Below are 18361 nucleotides of genomic sequence, written 5' to 3'. Positions count from 1 at the left end.
ATTGATCTCATGATCGATTTATCCGATTAAGTCACAGATTTTGATTAGTTTCGTCAACATCGCTATTCCCATATCTGGAAAGTCCAGGTAATGGCATTGAACGACTCTTAAACCGTAACGGCAGAAAGCCCTGCCGCATATTGAATTAAATTTTCCACGGCGTTCTTGTCACGATCACTGACTGTGCCACAGTTATAACAATAATAAGTTTGATGCTGACGATGAATCAGATCGCCAGACAATGTTTGTTTGCCACCGTAACAATCCTTTGTTTTAATCGTTCCACAACTACTACAGCGTTGCGTTGCGGGATAAAAGTCGTTATCCGGTACTTCCACTGCAATACTAGCATGATACTGATCACCACGCTTGGTTATCGTCGTAGTTTTAATGATACCTGTAAATCGCAATGGTTCCGTCATACGAATTTTGTCATAGTTAGCTTGATATGGTTGATCTAATTTGAGATATTTGCCAATTACTTTAGCACGGTCTGTCGTAAAGCTTTGTCGACTACTGCGTTTTGACTTGAATTTTGGCTTCCTTGCATGAGGCATGTTCGGATTGAAAAAGCTTTGCCAAGCACAATTTAAATTAAAACATACTTGTTGTAAAATTCGTGCCGAATAACAATATTGCCAATCTTCTTTTTCACCAACCAATGCGTTCCTAACCTTATAATGATTAGGACGAAAGGTCTTATCCTCTGTGATAAGGTGAGATTCATACAGCACATTCCAAATTTCTAAAGCCTGATTGTAACAATAGCGTGAATATCCAAAGTTGTTATCTAAGACGTGACGCACTTTGGCATTTGGTAAGAGCTTGATTCTATGAGTTCTTATCATTTTGTCACGTCCTTACTATGCAATATACCAGCAAATTAAAGCGCACTATAGTACATTACCGCCTACTGCTCAATCTTCCTGATGGTGGTCCAATTGAGCCACCGCTGCTTGAAATGCCGCAGGGCTAATTTGAAAAGCCTGCAGCCGTTTATACAATTGTTTGCCATTGGCGTAACCGATTTGCAAAATGTTGCCTAATTGTTGCCGACGCCACTTGGCATCAGCGCCAAAGGTTAACCCAGCGTCATGTAATTGTTGTTTAGTAATTTGCACTGGCGCTGCCGCCGTGGTGGTGTGGGCATGGCTTAAAGCGGCTAAAATAGCCTTATTGCTAGCATGCTCCACACCTAAACTACTTTTATGTTTTTCCGGTTGGGCTTGGCCTTGGCGTAAAAATGCCTGTTTCACATCGGGTACAGCTTGTAAAATGGTTTGGCGAATTTTTTGGCCTGGTGTATCTGGATCGGTTAACACAATCACGCCACGGGTAGCCTGAGCGGCTTTAATTTGGGTTAAAACTGCGTCATCAATTGCCGAGCCGTTGGTTTCAATGGTATCGACGGTTAACACTTCCTGCAAGCGCCGGGTATCATCCCGACCTTCCACCACCACAATTTTCTGAATCACTGGTTTTTCCATTTAGTTCACCTTAAAGATCCGTTTGGCATTGGCAAAAGTGGCCGCCGCAATGGCCTCAACTGGCACATCCCGTAATTTGGCCACGGCTTCGGCCACATAACGGGTATAACCGGGTTCGTTTTGCTTACCGCGATAAGGTTCTGGTGTGAGATAAGGCGCATCCGTTTCCACTAACAAACGGTCAGCTGGAATGACTTTAGCTGACGCATGTACGTCAGGGGCGTTTTTGAAACTCACCACGCCACTAAACGAAATCATCATCCCTAAATCTAAAAACTTCGCTGCCCATTCTGGGGTCCCATTAAAGCTGTGCATAATGCCGCCTGTGCGTTCCACATGACTGGCTTTTAAAATCCGGTAAGTGTCCTCTAATGCATCGCGACTATGCACAGAGATCGGCAACTTGTAAGTTTGTGCCATTTCAATTTGATGTTGAAATAACTTCTGTTGCGCCAGATGATGTTCTTCATCCCAATGATAATCCAAACCAATTTCACCCAATGCCACCACTTCTGGTCGCTGTATCTGTTGCACCAGCTCGGCTTCAATAGCCTGATTATAGTCTTGCACAAACTCAGGATGCCAGCCCACAATGGCGGACAATTCTGGATATTGCGCCGCCAAGTCCAAGGCTCCTTGATTTAACGCGCGATCAGACCCAACAATGGCCATTTTCGTCACGCCTAAATCCCGGGCTTGTTGCAAGTACTTTTCAGTAGCACCAGCAAACGGCTTGTCGTTTAAATGTGTATGTGAATCAAAAAGTTCCATTTTCAGTCATCCTTCTCTTTAACATGGAAAAAGAGTCGAACCTAAGTCCCACTCTTCTTCGTCAACTAGCCGACTAAGGCGCCTGCTGGCATTGCGTCGCTGACAGTGATCAATTGCACTTTATCACCGTATTCAGCCGATAATAACATGCCTTGGCTCACTTGACCGCGCATTTTACGTGGTTTCAAGTTTGCTACGATAATCACGTGCTTCCCCACTAATTTTTCATAGTCTGGGTAAAATTCAGCGATTCCCGATAAAATTTGTCGATCTTGATTGTCCCCTGCGTCTAACCGGAATTGCAACAATTTATCAGCACCTTCTACTTTTTGAACGGCTTTGATAATTGCCACTTTCAATTCGGTTTTGTCGAAAGTTTCAAATTTCAATGGCTTTTTCGTCATGTTGAGTTCTGTGGCATTTGGGTCCCAAGCTGGCTTTTTGTCCGCTGAGTGGTCCTTTTTGTTGGTGCCAACGGTCTTCTTCATTTCACCTTGAATATAGGCAATTTCAGCGTCCATATCCAACCGTGGGAATAACGGCTTGCCTTTGGCGACGACGGTTGTATCAGCTGGGAAAGCCCCAACTTCAAGCGTTTTAGCCGTTTCGAGATCTAAACCTAATTGGGCAAACATTTGCTTAGGCGCATGGGTCATCACAGGTTGTAATAACAATGCCACGATCCGCAATGATTCCGCCAAATGCGCCAAGACACTGTCTAATTCAGCCTTTTTAGCAGCGTCTTTGGCCAACACCCAAGGTTCTGTTTCATCAATGTACTTGTTGGTCCGGCTAATTAACCGCCAAACTTCATCTAAGGCATCCGAGAAGTGCACGGCATTCATTTCATCATCGTACTTGGTAATGACTTCAGCCGCTAAATCTTCTAAGTTTTTGTCAAAAGTCGTCACTTGACCTGGCCAAGTTGGCACAACCCCATCATTGTACTTGTTGATCATGGCAATCGTCCGGTTTAACAAGTTTCCTAAATCATTGGCCAAATCATAGTTGATCCGGGCAACGAAATCTTCTGGCGTAAACACGCCGTCATTGCCAAATGGAATGGCCCGCATCAAATAGTAACGCAATGCATCTAAGCCATAACGTTCAACTAACATTTCTGGGTAAACCACGTTTCCTTTTGACTTGGACATTTTGCCGTCTTTCATCAACAACCAACCATGACCGAAAACCTTCTTAGGCAATGGTACCCCTAAGGCCATTAAAATAATTGGCCAATAAATGGTATGGAACCGTACAATTTCTTTCCCAACCATGTGAACATCCGCTGGCCAGTACTTCTTAAACAAGCTGTCATCATCACTGCCGTAGCCTAAAGCGGTGATATAGTTCAGCAAGGCATCGACCCACACGTAAACCACGTGTTTATCGTTACTCTTGATCGGCACACCCCAGTTAAAGGTGGTCCGAGACATCGCCAAGTCTTCCAAACCAGGTTTAATAAAGTTATTCAACATTTCATTTTTACGTGAAGCAGGTTGAATAAAATCAGGATGTTCATCGTAATATTTCACCAAACGATCGGCATACTTGCTCATCTTAAAGAAGTAAGATTCTTCCTTCACTAATTGCACGTCATGACCACTTGGGGCTTTCCCACCAATGACCTTACCACTATCGTCGCGGTAAACTTCGGCTAATTGGGATTCGGTAAAGTATTCTTCGTCAGAAACTGAATACCAGCCTTCGTATTCACCTAAGTAAACGTCGCCTTGTTCAATTAATTTTTCAACAATATTTTGAACGGCTTTGACATGGTAATCATCGGTGGTGCGAATAAACTTGTCGTTGGAGATCTCCAATAATTCCCACAATTTTTTCACGTCAGCGGCCATGCCATCCACGTATGCTTGTGGGCTAACGCCTAACGCATCGGCTTTTTGTTCGATTTTCAAACCGTGTTCATCGGTGCCGGTCAAATAGAACACATCATACCCTTTTAAGCGCTTGTACCGTGCTAACACATCACAGGCAATTGTGGTGTAAGAATTCCCAATGTGTAGCCGACCTGATGGATAATAAATTGGTGATGTAATGTAGAATGTTGGTTTTTGTGTTGTTGCCATTAGCTTAAACTCCTCTAAACGAATCTGGTTTAACGTGGTATGACAGCCAAAAAAGCGCCTGCTCACCCACTTTTTTAATTTTTATAATCTTTTACGAGTATACCATAAACCACCGTCTTACAGCAGATAAGACTGGATTTGCCAGCTAAAAACACCAAAGTATTTTTACTTCGTAAAAGTCTTATCTTCGCTGGTTGTCCATTCTTGTGGCGGCAAACCACACCGCAAGAAACATGGCACCCGCTAAAACAGTCCAATCTGCTGTGGGGCCAGACCGCTAAATGTGAGACCTAGTAATTGCTTCAATAGCAAGGCGTTGCCAGCCGCATCCCCGCCTGAGTTGTTATTGAAGATCACACAAACCTCACGGGTAGTGGCTGCGAGGCGTTGAATGTCCGGCACCAATGCTTGTAATTCGTTGCGAGAATATCGGTAAAGTGTCCGGCGCTTGCGCCAGTCTTTCGCTTGGTTGGCCCAGCCAGCGTAATTGCGGCCGTGCAATCTAAAAATCGCCAAATGATCATTGGTGGCCACTGGATAGTAAGGTACACTAGCCGCGGGCGTTTGTGGCACATCAACAATGACATGGGCAAATTGGCAGGCTTTCAACAACGCTAATGTTGATTCACGATATTGGGCTTGATACCAGGTGGGATTGCGAAACTCCACTGCCACCGGCCATTTTGGTAAATAATGCCGCACTAATTTTAAATAAGCCACATTTTCAGCAGACACGCCAAAATACGGTGGAAACTGCATGAGCACGGTTTTCAATTGACCTGCCGTTTGCATCGGTGCAAAGGTCGCCCGAAAATGGTCAAAGACAGGAACAACACTCTCTAAGCCCGCTTTCACCAGCGTCTCGTGTTGAGTCATCACCTGGTTGGCCTTGATGATGAATTGAAACGTCTCCGGTACCGCTCGCAACCAGTTCAACACAGTGCTGGCTCGCGGAATCCCATAAAAGGCCGTGTCCAATTCCACACACGGCAAAAATTGCGCGTATTCAGTTAAGGTTAGTTTGCGCGCCGGTTCATTAAAAAATTGACCGTGCTCGCTAAAAGTTGTTAAGCCAATGGTAATCATGCGTGATCGTCCCCTACTTTCATTTTAAACACAACCTAAAAAGCCAGCACACCGGCTGGCTAATTTTTTTCATGCGCGAGTTGAACAAAGTAACCGTGCTGTTTCAAGTCCTGCTTTAAATCGGCTAATGTAAATTGGTGGTAAAAATCTCGATACTGTTGGTCCGCCAACGTAAAGAGATCCGTTAGCGTGGCTTGAATATTCCGACTAATATCACTGCCATCCCCTGATGCCTCTAGATCACCTGTGATAAAACGGGCGTAACTTAATGTCGGCGGAATGGTGAGGTCATACAGCTCCCCAACATTAATGTCAGTTAACAGCCGGTCCAGCTGATAACCACCGTTTTTTCCCACCACACCACGAATGTAGTGTGCCTTGTGCAACACCGACAAAATATTCCGGATCATCACAGGATTGGTGGTCAATGTCGTCGCCAGTTCACGACTTGCGACTAAGCGCGGCTGTTTCTGCTCTAAATATAATAAACTATGCACTGCTACTGAAAAATCAAGCCGCATCTCACCAACTTCTTTCTAAAAACATCATTAAAGTATCATTTGCGCACCACGCCGTTCAGCGTCACTATATGGCCGCAACACCATGCTGGTCAGGCGTTCATTCACAAAATTTGTCACGTACCGCTGCACCGTGCCTTGGCAAACAGGCCGCAGCAATTGTTGAAAATCAGGAATCACGCCTTGATTTTCTGGTTGGGTCAGCCAATCAAGCGAAAACGGCTGCAAAATGCCTTCCCGGGTGCCTTGGGGATAGGTTGTTTGCCAAGCCGGTAGCGTCACTTCAAACAAATAAATGCTATCGGTATATTGCGCCTCAATAAACCAATCCATGACCCCAGCAAAACGCATTTGCGCCGGAACAACCTGCAATTGTGTTTCTTCAAAAATTTCGCGTTGCATGCCGTGAAGCGGTCGTTCGCCAGGCTTTAATTTACCGCCAACACCGTTCCATTGCCCAGGATACGGCGGTTTTTTCCGGTTAATCACCAACACTTGGTCGCCAACATGTAACACCGCTAATGTAAATCGATATGGCATTTTAGAACCTCTACTTTGTTTGACCTAACCCTTTGATCGTTTTGGCCTGATACTGCTTGGAAATCAACATGACATCCCGGTAAAAGTCCGTTAAATAAGGGGCTAAGGTGGCATCTTTTAATTGCGCCACTTGGCTGGCGATCACTTCTTGTTCCCGACCAACGTTGGTCAAAGACAATTGGTGCTCGACTTTAACTTGGGCGATTTTAGCAGAAACCTGCATCCGTTCTTCAAATAAACGCGTCATCGCTGCATTAATTTCATCAATTCGTTGTCGTTCAGATTCTAACATAAAAAGACCTCAGTTCTTTTTAAAATTGGCAAGCCGCAACTTTTTTGCGGAATAAGGTTATTTTACCCTAAAATGACGGCAACGGAAGCCCTAACTTATAAATCAGCGAAAACAGTCTCGGCGTCAGCCTGGATCATCTCATATTGGAACGGTAACGCCAGCCGTTCTGTATTGACCACCACCACCTGTGCTTCTGGGCGGCGTTCATTGATCAACAATGAAAATGGTGCCACTTTAAGGGACGTGCCACAAATCACGATCAAATCAGCCCGGCGCACCGCTGTAACAGCTGCGTTGATGTTGGCTTCATCTAAACCCTCCCCATATAACACCACATCAGGCCGCAGTTGACCGCCATCAACATCGTGTCGATCCGTTTTCAAATAGGTTTGATACGGCACTGTTTGATGGCATTTGCGACAATACACGCGATACAAACTACCATGAAATGGCACCACATTTTTCGCACCAGCAGCTTGGTGTAAATTATCAATATTTTGGGTAACAATGGCCCCTTTGGCATTGCTAATAGCGGCCATTTTTTCATGGATCACGTTGGGCTTGGCATCGGGATAATACAACGATTCCGTCACAAATTGATGAAAGTTTGCTGGATGCGCAATTAAATTATCATGACTTAATAAATATTCGGGTGAAGCTTCGTGGGCGTATAAGCCCCCTTTAGAACGGTAGTCGGGAATGCCGGATGGCGTTGATACGCCAGCTCCAGTTAGAAATGTCACATAGTCTGCCTTTGCCACCGCTGCTTTTAAATCAAACATGCTTGGCCTTCTTTCTATCTAACGCAAGTTCAACTGCCACTGTTGCGCGGCATAAAAATCAGCCACACTCATACTATAGATCTTTTGGAAATAAGCTGCTTGATCGGGCACTTGCTTGGGTACCGTCAGGACAAAGGCATTTTGATCATCATTAATGCCTAAACCGATGTAAGCCGCTTTTTTGCCGTTGGCGGTGACCAATTCAGAATGCAAAATTTGGAAAACTTGGCGAACCTCTAACCGTGTTTGACGTTCTGAAAAAATTGCCGGAACGGTGGTAAATTGATTTTGCTTGGCAGTTGGCAAATCATTTTCCGCTAACCATTCATCAAAGGCCACGTAAAGCCGCACTAAAGCACGGCGATAGTGAAATGGGGTGGCCAATGATTTAGCGGTCATTTTTGCATAAAAAGCTTGTGCCGCTGGAAATGCATTACGATAACGCTGGTCGCAATCTTTGGCCATCACTGTCGTATCCCCTTGGAAAAAGGCCAAGGCATCCACTAAAGTCAGCACGCGGAAAACCAGTAATGGATCTGGTTGTTTTAAATCTTCAGCGGGTAGCAAGTTTAAAACGCCTTGCCAATACTGTTTTTGAACGTCTGCAGTGAGCACGCCTAATGCCTGTTGCCGCTTAACGATGGGCACATGTAACAAACTATTGGTTAAATCGGTGGCCGTGACCACCAATTGTTGGTCTAATTCACGGTCGCCGCTGGTTAATTGCCAACCCACTTTCGGATAGCCTTCCAGTGCGAGCTTTAAATGAAGCAATTCGTGCGAAACGGTGTAATCAATGGCGGTTACGTCTTGTACATTGATCGTCAGACTGCCGTCGCGATGATAGGTTTGTTGGGCCTGATCATGGCGTAAATAGCCGGCTTTGTCGTCGCCAAACGCCAACGTGATCTCACTTGAAAATTGTTGCCGAACGTCTGCTAAAAGTGCTTGTACCGGTGCTGTTAAGTCTGCTTCTGTTGTCATGCCGAACCTTCCTTTACTTTGCTGTCTTATCCTAATAGTAGCAAAGTCCGTGGCAATTGTGAACGTTAGGTTCTTGTAACCTGACTTTTTAATGCAATCGCTTGCTTGACAACCAATTTTTTTAAATTTTGTAATGCGTTAAATTTGTTTCCAGCTGCAAACGCTTATAGAATTAAATTATGATAACAATAACAAATTACCAAAGGAGGGGCTCGCCTTGCTTGAATTCACAACCTTTTTCCAAAAAATCAAACGTCATTGGTTGCTTGTGACCCTAACCACTTTGTTCACTTTCGGACTAACAGTGTTCCTCACTTTTACGTTAGTCCAACCGAAATATACCAGCGAAATCAATATTTTGGTAAGTGAAAGCGTCCTAGCCGACAAAAAAACCACCTTGACCCAGGCGCTAGGCACTTACAAAAGTATTTTAAACACGCCGGTGATCATTCGTCCGATTCAGCGTGAATTACAGGAAAACTACCAGGAACGCTATACGCAAACCCAATTAAAACAGCAGCTGGCCTTAAGTACCAGCGAGGATTCACAAATTTTCTCATTGGTGGCCACTGCCGGCACCAAAACCAAGGCCAATCATTTAGCCACCACCAGCGCTAAAATTTTCCGCAATCGGATCAATCGTTTGATCAACCCCGACGGCTTACAAACCTTGACCCTAGGTGCTCATAACATTCACAAAAAAGGCCCTAACCGTTGGCTAACCGCCACCTTAGGCTTGCTGGCCGGGCTATTACTGAGTTTGTTGCTGGTCCTATGGCGTGACATTGGCAGTACGCGTATCAAAAACGCGACTTATCTTGCTGAAACCGCTGGGTTGCCAGTACTGGGGACCTTAGCAATCCCTGCTGACCAACAGAAAGGAGCCTAACCATGCCAACCACATTAACCATGATCAAACAACCACAAGGCGCGTTTGCCCGGCAAATCCGACTGTTACGCACCCAATTGTTGGCGATTCACCCTGGACAGGTGATCCAATTTGCCCCGCTGACGCCTTCAGCGGACCTCACCCCGCTAGTCGCCAATTTAGCAGTGGCCCTCGCCAATATTCAGCAACGGGTACTGTTGATCGACCTGCAATTACAACAACCGCGCTTGCAAGACTACTTTTCAGTGGATCCAGTGGGCATTGCGGATTACTTGGCCCAACATAACAGCCTGAAACTCACCACGTTTACACCAAAACCAACGCTCACCCTACTTGGCGCAGGCCGCAGTGCACAACCCACCGCCGACCTGTTAGGCACACCACAGTTTGACCAATTGATCCAACAGTTCCGGTTGCACTACGATCTGGTCCTCCTGCTCACCCCACCGCTGCCAACAACGGCAGATGCCCAAATCATCGCGCCAAGCAGTGATGGTGTGATTCTTACCGTAGCCGCTAACACGAAAAAGCGCGCCCTTACCGACACGCTTGACTGTCTCAAAACACTACAAGTCCCAGTAATCGGTAGTGTGTATCTGACGTAATTGAGCAGCGATTTGTTGGTATCAGAAAATAAGCAAGTTTGCGGTAGCAAAATAGACATTAAGGCGAGGAGGGCCATGTTTCTATCGTGACGGTTTTCGTCCGATGGAATGGCCATCCTCCGGAATAAGATTTTGCGGCAGCAAAATAGACATTAAAGCATTTAGGAGGTGCTACATATGACACGTCAACGTAAAGGTCTGATCTTGCGCGGGGCTGATCTGTTACTGATTGGTCTGGCGAATCTGGTTGCTTACGTCTTTGTCAGCGACTACGTTCAAATTCCCGTTTCCTTTTATGCCATTAGTTTTCTAACGGGCCTTGTCCTGTATTATTTGCTGGCGCAACAGACCCATGTTTACCAACAAGTGGTCCGTTACAGCGGCTTACAAGAATATGCCACCTTGTGGCTCTGTTGTACCGCGGTGTTACTGTTTAAGCTGCTGTTGTTCTTTATTTTTCAACAAACCGTGAGTCATCGCTTTTTATTGCTTGTGTATCTGTTTGCCTTAACGTTTATTCTCGGTAGTCGTCTGGTGTGGCGCCTGTTTCAACACAATCAATTTCAATTTAAAATCCCGACCCACGCGCACACGGAACGGACACTGATCGTTGGTGCAGGTGCCGGTGCGGAGCAATTGATCACCCTTAACAAACAAGAGACCCACCCGGTCCAAATTGTTGGTCTGATCGATGACCACCCTGACAAACAGCGCACCATCATTCAAGGGGTGCGGGTGATCGGCAAAACCAGCAAACTGCCTTACTTCATTGAACAATTACAAGTTCAGCATGTGATCATTGCCGAAACGCTGTCGGGCCAAGCCTATAAACGGCTGGTCAACCTGACCAAGCCGGCGGGCGTGCGGTTAAGTCGTTTGCCTAAAATCACTGAACCGTTATACCACAATGCCAAAAAGTTAGCCCTTCAAACACTGGATATTGCTGATTTGTTGGAACGTGACGAAGTGACCTTAGACCAAAGTGCGTTAAAGCAGCAGCTACAAGGGAAAACCATTTTGATCACCGGTGCCGGCGGTTCAATTGGTTCCGAAATCGTGCGACAACTCACTGCTTTTCAACCGAAACGTCTTTTATTACTGGGCCATGGTGAGAATTCAATTTACCTGATCAAAAAGCATTTGGCCCAGTACAGTGAAATCGAAAGCATCCCGCTGATCGCCGACATTCAGGACTATCCCTTGATGCAACAATTGTTTAAAAAATACCACCCTGACATTGTCTACCACGCAGCGGCACACAAGCACGTGCCTTTAATGGAAGATAACCCGCATGCGGCTGTGAAAAACAACGTCTTCGGGACTTACAATGTCGCACGGGCCGCCAGCCAGGCTGGGGTGCAACGCTTTGTGATGATCTCCACCGACAAGGCCGTGAACCCGCCAAACGTCATGGGCGCCACCAAGCGCTTAGCCGAAATGATCGTGACCAACTTAAATCGGACCAGTCAAACCCAATTCGTGGTGGTGCGTTTTGGCAACGTGCTAGGTAGCCGCGGTAGTGTAGTGCCGCTGTTTAAAGAACAAATCGCTCAAGGTGGACCGGTTACCGTGACAGATTTCCGCATGACCCGCTACTTTATGACCATTCCCGAAGCCAGCCGGTTGGTGATCCAAGCCGGTGAATTGGCCCAAGGTGGCGAATTATTCGTCCTCGATATGGGCCAACCGGTTAAGATCCTTGATTTGGCCAAGCGAATGATCGCCCTGGCCGGCGTTTCTGAACAGCACATTAAAATCGTAGAAAGTGGGATTCGACCAGGTGAAAAGCTGCATGAAAAGTTACTGGTCTCTGCTGAAACAGCCCAAGAACAAGTCCACGAAAAAATCTTCTTGGGTCAGATCATGCCAGTGGCTATTGACGAGATCATCACCTTTGCAGAAAGTCTCTTAGGCGTTCCAGCTAATGAACTGAAACAAACGATCGTCGCCTTTGCTTGCCGCTATAACGGTGAGCAGCAATTTGCGGAAGAGGTGGTTTAAATGTATACCCGCTGGTTTAAACGCAGCTTTGATGTGGGCTTGTCAGGTTTGTTATTGCTGCTAGGGTCCCCTTTATGGCTCCTTTTAGCAGCTTTAGTTCGCTGGCGTTTAGGCAAACCGATCTTGTTCAAACAATATCGTGCTGGCCGCCACAGCCAACCTTTTCAACTGTATAAATTTCGCACCATGACGGACCAGCGGGATGCGAATGGGCAATTGCTGCCCGACGGCGATCGCCTGACATCCTTTGGCCAATTTTTACGCCGAACCAGCCTGGATGAAGTGCCACAACTGCTGAATATTTTAAAAGGCGATATGAGCTTCATTGGGCCACGACCGCTGCTGATCGATTATTTGCCACTTTACTCACACCAACAAATTCAGCGGCACCAAGTGCGTCCCGGTTTAACCGGCTTGGCCCAAGTTAAAGGCCGCAACGCCATTGATTGGGAAACCAAGTTTGACTACGATCTGACTTACGCCCAACAGCTGAATTGGCGCTTAGACAGCCGGATCTTATGGGCCACAGCCCGCAAAGTTTTGAAACAGTCCGATATTTCTGCCAGCGACCATGCCACCATGGCACCTTTCGAAGGAAGTGAATCTGAACATGAAAAACGTTAACGTGCTGGTTTACCCAGCTGATACTGAAATCGCGTTAGAGATCAACAACGCGTTGAAATATAACAAAGCCGTTCATCTCAGCGGTGCGTCGCCTACCAGCCAACACGGCCGCTTGGTGTACCAGCCTTTTATCTCTTATGTGGCAGGACCAGCTGAAAACACCGACTTTCTCACTACTTTTAATCAGCTGTTACGTCAACACCAAATCGATTTCATTTTTCCGGGTTCCGATGATTTAGCGCTGTACTTTTGCGAACACGCGTCTGAGCTGGCAGCTGAAGTGATCGGTTCTGATTTGACCACCACCCGCATTGCCCGCTCCAAACGCGCCACCTATGATTTTCTGGCGGCAGAACCGTTTCTCCCACGCTATTATGCCGATGCCACGACGGTTAAGCAATTTCCGGTTTTCGTCAAACCAGTGATTGGCGCCGGTTCCTTTGGCGCTGAAGTGATTCCAGATGCGGCAGCATTAACCGCAAAACTTGCCGATGGCCAAGACTACTTGATCAGCGAATACTTACCTGGCAAAGAGTATACCATCGACTGTTTCACTGACCGCCACGGCGTGCTGCGCTTTAGCGGCTGTCGTGAACGGTGTCGGACACGCAATGGCATTACCGTGAGTACGCACAGCCAACCTTTGCCGGCAGCAGTGGCCCAAATTGCCCAACGCCTGAATCAATTGCTGCACTTTCGCGGCGTGTGGTTTTTCCAAGTTAAACAAAATCAGGCTGGCGACTACCGCCTAATGGAAATCGCCACCCGGGTCGCCGGAACCATGTGTTTATACCGCAACCAAGGCATTAACTTGCCCTTGCTCAGTCTGCACGACCGGCTCGGCGAACCCATCACCATTCAGCAAAACCAATTTGCGTTAACCGTTGATCGGGCGTTATCCAATAAATTCCAATTACAATTAGACTATCAAACGGTGTTGGTCGACTTTGACGACACCATTACCCGTGGGCAACAGGTGAACCCGCTGATGATGTACTTACTGTATCAGTTTCAAAATGAAGGGAAAGCCATTATTTTAGTCACCCGTCATGCCAACGATATTACGCAAACCTTAGCGCAATTGCACATTGACCCAAATTTATTTCAACAGATCCACCATTTAACCGCCAACGAAACCAAAGGGCCGCTGGTGCGCCAGTACCCAGACCCGATTTTCATTGATGATTCCTTTGGCGAACGGCAAAACGTGTTAGCCGTGGCCGGTTGCCCCGTTTTTGACACGTCGGCTTTAGAGGCGCTGATGCACTGGACCTAATTGATAAAGAAAGGACAAACTAGTCGCAACGACTAGCCGGTACCCCTTATGCAAGCTAAAATCTTACTTTCAACCCCGCATTTGTCAGGCTTTGAGCAACACTATATCGACCAAGCCCTTACCAGCAACTGGGTCACCACCTTAGGCCCTAACGTCACCGCTTTTGAAAAAGCGCTGGCGCAATATGACGACGCCACCAGTGCGTTGGCCACCAGTTCTGGGACCGCTGCGATCCATTTGGCCTTGTTAACCCTAGGTGTGCGTCCTGGCGATCACGTTTTTTGTTCCAGCTTCACCTTTGTGGCCAGCGCCAACCCGATTCGTTATATCGGCGCCCACGCCACCTTGATCGATGCAGAACCCGATTCCTGGAACATGTCCCCGCAAGCTTTGGCCCGTGCTTTGGCGGCAGCTGAAAAAGAGGGGACCTTGCCAAAAGCCATTATTGTGGTGGACCTATTTGGCCAAACAGCCAATTATCACGCTTTAACGGCCTTAGCGGCAGCTTACCAAGTGCCGATCATTGAAGATGCGGCTGAATCACTCGGCGCCGTTTACTGTGGCCGCAAAGCCGGCACCTTAGGCACCCTAGGCGTGCACTCCTTTAACGGTAATAAAATGATTACCACTTCTGGTGGCGGTGCGTTGATCACAGACAACCCTGACATTCGGGAACAAGCGCTATTTCTCGCCACCCAAGCAAAGGAACCACGGGCTTATTACCACCATGAAGTCACCGGCTACAACTACCGCATGAGCAATGTGGCGGCTGGCATTGGCCGCGGACAACTACACGTTTTGGATCAACGGGTTGAACGCCGGCGCACAATTTTCAACACTTACGCGACCCAATTACAAGCCCTACCTGGCGTTCATTTCCAACCAGAATTGCCAAATAGTCAAGGTTCCCGCTGGCTAACCGCCTTAACACTGGACCACCACGACCCTTGGCAGATTATGGCTGCCTTACAAAAAGTGGGCATTGAAACCCGCGCGTTATGGCAACCTTTACACCAACAACCATTATTCCGCAACGTCCCATTTTACCCGCACGCCCCAGGTCAAGATGTCAGCACCGCCCTTTTCAAAACCGGCTTGTGCTTACCCTCTGGCTCAAACCTCACCGACGTGCAACAACAAATGGTGATCAACACCTTACGACGCTTACTGAAAGGAGACGAGGTCCGATGAAAATACTGTATGTGACCACCGTGACCAGCACGGTGAACGCCTTTCTCGTCCCCCACATTGAACAACTTTGTGCAGCCGGTCATACGGTGGCCATTGCCAGCTGTGAAAATCAGCCGTTAAACCCGAAACTGGCTGCAGCAGGCTGTCAATTTTGGCCGATTCCCTTTTCACGGCGGGCGTTGACCCCACAGCACATCACCAGCTATCACGTGATCCGCCAACTGATCCAGCGCGAGGGTTACGAACTGGTGCACACCCATACGCCGATTGCCTCCTTTATTACCCGGCTGGCCTGTCGCAACTTGCCGGTGCGGATGTTGTACACCGCCCACGGCTTCCATTTTAGCCAGCAAGCCGCAAAACGCCAATGGTTATTGTATTATCCGTTGGAACGTTTAGCCGCCCGGTGGACCGATGGCCTGATCACGATGAATGCAGAAGATTACGCGGCAGCCCAAAAACTGCCACTACGCCAAGCCGATGGCGCCCATCTCAGTCACGGCGTTGGCTTTCAGGCCACCCCTGCAGCCGAAATCAATCTGCGCCAACAAATTCGCGCCCGTTATGGCATTGCGCCTGACGAATTGGTTTTAATTTTTGCAGCTGAACTCAGCGCCCGCAAAAATCAAGGCCGCTTGATTCGACTGCTACCGGCGCTTAAAAAGTTGAACATGAAGCTATTGTTGTTAGGTACTGGCCCAGCTGCTGAAGCCTATCGCGATTTAGCGACGCAACTTGGCATGCAAGAACAAGTGATCTTCGCAGGTTATCAGGCTGACGTGCAACCTTTTTTACAGGCCGCTGATATTGCCATTTCCTCAGCACGACAGGAAGGATTACCGGTTAACATTATGGAAGCCTTGGCGCTTAACTTGCCAGTGGTGGCCACTGATATTCGTGGGCACCGCGATTTGATCAAACCGGGCATCAACGGTTACTTGTACCACACCGATACGGAACTGATCCAGGCGTTAAAACGGCTACAACAAACGCCCCAACCGTTTCAGGCGGCGCAAGTTCAACGCCATTTACGACCATTTGCTTTGCCGCAAGTACAAGCGGAATTGCAAACGATTTACAATCGCGTGAGTGCACAACCAGTATTTGAAACTTAAAGGCTGCTAAAAGAATTGAGGTTTTGCTTATGCCATCTAAACCCACCCTGGAAACCGCTTTGCTGGCTTTTACTGGGGCCACGTTGGTCCAAACCACCGTGATCGGTGGTTTTAATTTCTCCATTGCCGATTTCAGCATTTTGTTACTGGCGCTTTATTATCTCAAACACCGCCAAATCGTATTACCACTGGGCTTATGGATCGGTTTTAGCTTGATTTTCCTATTGCGCAGCGGGGTCTCCCTGTTTTACCTGCCGCAACTTGCCCCTGGTGCCAGCTTAGCGTGGCTCCCTAGCGTGATCAAATACAGTTCCATCGCCTTGTACGGCCTTGTCGGCTACAACATTGCCGTCAATCAGCCAGCCGGTTGGCAAACGTTATTGAAATGGTTTTTAGGGGCCAACCTGGTGGTCGGTGCGTTAGGCATTGTGCTGATCAGTTTAAACCTAAGCCACAGTGTCCCGCTGCTGTTTACAGCTTATCGTTACCGCGGCCTGATGAATGACCCAAATTATTTTTCCTGGCTCCAATTGATGAGCTTACCGTTGGTCCCTCTTTGGTTAAACAAGACCTGGCAACGCTGGCTGTGCAACGCTTGTTTGATCATTGCCACCTTGTTATCAGGTTCAAAATCATCTTTTCTCGCCCTGCTCATTATCGTGGTCTGTTATCTCGGTTATCGCTTGGTCAAGGCCTTACCGCGGCTATCGGCACAAACATTGGTGCTGGCGGTGTTAAGTCTCAGCGTGCTGGGGCTGAGCGCTTACCTTGGTCGGACCCAGCTCACCACGTGGGTCGGCTGGATCACACAAAGTAACGAATCGTTTACCCGCCTAGGCAGTCTCTTTACCAGCGATAATCCCCTGAGTAATAGTGGTTCCGGACGCACGGCGGCTTGGACCCACGCGGTTGGGCTACTGGCACAAACCAACGGCCTTGGCATCGGTTTTGCAGACTACGGGGCCTTGGCTGAACGTCTTTTTGCCTCACCGGTGATTGCCCACAACACTTTTTTACAAATTGCAGTGGAATGGGGGCTGTTCTTCAGTTGCTTGTTCTTTGGCTACTTTGCTTGGCAGCTTGGCCGCGGTCTGTTACGGCAAGACCCGCTTAGCCGCAGTTTAACGCTGATGCTGGCCATTGGGTTGATTTATTTTCTCTCGATTTCCTTAAATAATTCACGGGTGTTCTGGCTTTTCTTTGCTGGCTGGTTAGTGACCTTAAAGCAACGCCAGCCCACGCAACAGCACGCACCTTTACGGTATCAAGCCTATGTTTTTGGAGGAGGCGATTAACTGATGAAAATTTCAATTTTAATGGGCACACACAACGGCGCACGCTTTATTGGCGCCGCCATTCGCTCATTACAAGCACAAACCGTATCAGACTGGGAACTGATTGTTTGTGACGATGGTTCAACGGACGACACACCCCAAATTTTAGCGGCCTTTGCCCAACAAGATCGGCGCATCCGAATCTTACACAATGACCACAAATCAGGGCTACAATTTACGTTGAACCGGTGCTTGGCACGGGCACAAGCGCCGTTTATTGCCCGCATGGATGACGACGACCGTTGCCATCCCCAACGCTTTGCGGCGCAGTTAGCCGCTTTACAACGGCACCCTGAGATCAGCATTGTTGGCTGCCAAGCCTATTTATTCAGTGACCATGGCATTTACAGCGAACGCCACGTGCCAGAATTTCCCACGGCCGGTGATGTGTTCCGCGGTCAAAATTTTATTCATCCGACTGTCCTGATGCGCCGGGACATGCTGATCAGTGTCGGCGGCTATTCCACCTCACGCTGGGTCCTCCGAGCAGAGGATTTTGATCTTTGGTGTAAGGCCTACGCGTACGGTTATCGCGGCATGAATTTGCCACAGAAATTATTTTATTATCGTGAGGATCAAACCAATATCAAGCGGCGCACCGCCCAACAGCACCGCAATGTGTTTCGCATTATGCGGACCTGGGGCCCAGCACTCAATCTCAGCTGGCGTGACGTTTGTTATCAAGGCTTGCCGTTGCTGAAAGCCTGCTTGGCAAACCCTTGGGTCCGCGCCTACCACTATCGGCACCGCCAAAACAGCCCGCAAAGGAGTTGAGTTGA

Annotated in this window: 19 protein-coding genes; 9 read left to right on the top strand and 10 right to left on the bottom strand. The window is 47.8% G+C overall.

Annotated elements, in window-relative coordinates; translation table 11 throughout:
* Window positions 1-107: 107 nt before the first annotated feature.
* The 10 genes from FC07_RS12240 to FC07_RS12195 all read right to left on the bottom strand — a co-directional run bounded on the left by FC07_RS12240 (window position 108) and on the right by FC07_RS12195 (window position 8547).
* A complete protein-coding gene (locus FC07_RS12240) occupies window positions 108-848 on the bottom strand; it encodes a helix-turn-helix domain-containing protein (RefSeq protein ID WP_083483315.1) in 741 nt (246 codons plus the stop codon).
* Between the two features lie 69 nt (window positions 849-917).
* The gene (gene rnmV, locus FC07_RS12235; protein ID WP_057905375.1) at window positions 918-1487 is read right to left on the bottom strand and encodes a ribonuclease M5; all 570 of its coding nucleotides are present in this window, start codon (window positions 1485-1487) and stop codon (window positions 918-920) included.
* Window positions 1488-2258 carry a TatD family hydrolase gene (locus FC07_RS12230; protein ID WP_057905374.1) on the bottom strand — a complete coding sequence of 257 codons (771 nt, stop codon included), beginning with the start codon at window positions 2256-2258 and terminating at the stop codon, window positions 1488-1490. It abuts the gene before it with no gap.
* Window positions 2259-2323: 65 nt separating this feature from the next.
* Window positions 2324-4345 carry a methionine--tRNA ligase gene (gene metG, locus FC07_RS12225; protein ID WP_057905373.1) on the bottom strand — a complete coding sequence of 674 codons (2022 nt, stop codon included), beginning with the start codon at window positions 4343-4345 and terminating at the stop codon, window positions 2324-2326.
* Window positions 4346-4588: 243 nt separating this feature from the next.
* Window positions 4589-5431 carry a DUF72 domain-containing protein gene (locus FC07_RS12220; RefSeq protein ID WP_057905372.1) on the bottom strand — a complete coding sequence of 281 codons (843 nt, stop codon included), beginning with the start codon at window positions 5429-5431 and terminating at the stop codon, window positions 4589-4591.
* 59 nt (window positions 5432-5490) lie between these two features.
* A complete protein-coding gene (locus FC07_RS12215) occupies window positions 5491-5952 on the bottom strand; it encodes an Rrf2 family transcriptional regulator (protein ID WP_057905371.1) in 462 nt (153 codons plus the stop codon).
* A 27-nt stretch (window positions 5953-5979) separates the two neighbouring features.
* The gene (locus FC07_RS12210; protein WP_057905370.1) at window positions 5980-6489 is read right to left on the bottom strand and encodes an NUDIX hydrolase; all 510 of its coding nucleotides are present in this window, start codon (window positions 6487-6489) and stop codon (window positions 5980-5982) included.
* Between the two features lie 10 nt (window positions 6490-6499).
* Window positions 6500-6781, bottom strand: a complete 282-nt coding sequence (locus FC07_RS12205; protein ID WP_057905369.1) for a chorismate mutase — start codon at window positions 6779-6781, stop codon at window positions 6500-6502.
* A 95-nt stretch (window positions 6782-6876) separates the two neighbouring features.
* Window positions 6877-7563 carry an NAD-dependent protein deacylase gene (locus FC07_RS12200; protein ID WP_057905368.1) on the bottom strand — a complete coding sequence of 229 codons (687 nt, stop codon included), beginning with the start codon at window positions 7561-7563 and terminating at the stop codon, window positions 6877-6879.
* An 18-nt stretch (window positions 7564-7581) separates the two neighbouring features.
* Window positions 7582-8547: a hypothetical protein gene (locus FC07_RS12195; RefSeq protein WP_057905367.1), complete on the bottom strand. Its 966-nt coding sequence runs from the start codon at window positions 8545-8547 to the stop codon at window positions 7582-7584.
* A gap of 217 nt (window positions 8548-8764) precedes the next feature.
* Here FC07_RS12195 and FC07_RS12190 point away from each other — a divergent pair, with 217 nt between their 5' ends.
* The 9 genes from FC07_RS12190 to FC07_RS12150 all read left to right on the top strand — a co-directional run bounded on the left by FC07_RS12190 (window position 8765) and on the right by FC07_RS12150 (window position 18356).
* Complete coding sequence (locus FC07_RS12190; RefSeq protein ID WP_057905366.1) at window positions 8765-9436, top strand: Wzz/FepE/Etk N-terminal domain-containing protein; 672 nt, start codon at window positions 8765-8767, stop codon at window positions 9434-9436.
* A gap of 2 nt (window positions 9437-9438) precedes the next feature.
* Window positions 9439-10041 carry a P-loop NTPase family protein gene (locus tag FC07_RS12185; RefSeq protein WP_057905365.1) on the top strand — a complete coding sequence of 201 codons (603 nt, stop codon included), beginning with the start codon at window positions 9439-9441 and terminating at the stop codon, window positions 10039-10041.
* Between the two features lie 177 nt (window positions 10042-10218).
* The gene (locus FC07_RS12180; RefSeq protein ID WP_057905364.1) at window positions 10219-12042 is read left to right on the top strand and encodes a polysaccharide biosynthesis protein; all 1824 of its coding nucleotides are present in this window, start codon (window positions 10219-10221) and stop codon (window positions 12040-12042) included.
* Window positions 12043-12666 (top strand): sugar transferase, encoded by a 624-nt coding sequence (locus FC07_RS12175; RefSeq protein ID WP_057905363.1) that lies wholly within the window; start codon window positions 12043-12045, stop codon window positions 12664-12666.
* On the top strand, window positions 12653-13942 hold the full coding sequence (locus FC07_RS12170) for an ATP-grasp domain-containing protein (RefSeq protein WP_057905362.1): 1290 nt from the start codon (window positions 12653-12655) through the stop codon (window positions 13940-13942). The genes FC07_RS12175 and FC07_RS12170 overlap by 14 nt, the downstream gene beginning before the upstream one ends.
* A 48-nt stretch (window positions 13943-13990) precedes the next feature.
* Window positions 13991-15133: a DegT/DnrJ/EryC1/StrS family aminotransferase gene (locus FC07_RS12165; RefSeq protein WP_057905361.1), complete on the top strand. Its 1143-nt coding sequence runs from the start codon at window positions 13991-13993 to the stop codon at window positions 15131-15133.
* Window positions 15130-16248: a glycosyltransferase gene (locus tag FC07_RS12160; RefSeq protein ID WP_057905360.1), complete on the top strand. Its 1119-nt coding sequence runs from the start codon at window positions 15130-15132 to the stop codon at window positions 16246-16248. Before FC07_RS12165 ends, FC07_RS12160 begins: the two co-directional genes overlap by 4 nt.
* A 29-nt stretch (window positions 16249-16277) precedes the next feature.
* Window positions 16278-17543, top strand: coding sequence for an O-antigen ligase family protein (locus FC07_RS12155; protein WP_057905359.1), 1266 nt, complete (start codon window positions 16278-16280; stop codon window positions 17541-17543).
* Between the two features lie 3 nt (window positions 17544-17546).
* Window positions 17547-18356, top strand: coding sequence for a glycosyltransferase family 2 protein (locus tag FC07_RS12150; protein WP_057905358.1), 810 nt, complete (start codon window positions 17547-17549; stop codon window positions 18354-18356).
* Window positions 18357-18361: the final 5 nt, after the last annotated feature.

It is taken from the genome of Loigolactobacillus bifermentans DSM 20003 (genome assembly GCF_001434575.1).
In the GTDB taxonomy this organism is placed as follows: Bacteria; Bacillota; Bacilli; order Lactobacillales; family Lactobacillaceae; genus Loigolactobacillus; species Loigolactobacillus bifermentans.
Note: the sequence above shows the minus strand (reverse complement) of the source record. Positions and strands in the feature narration are given on the sequence as shown.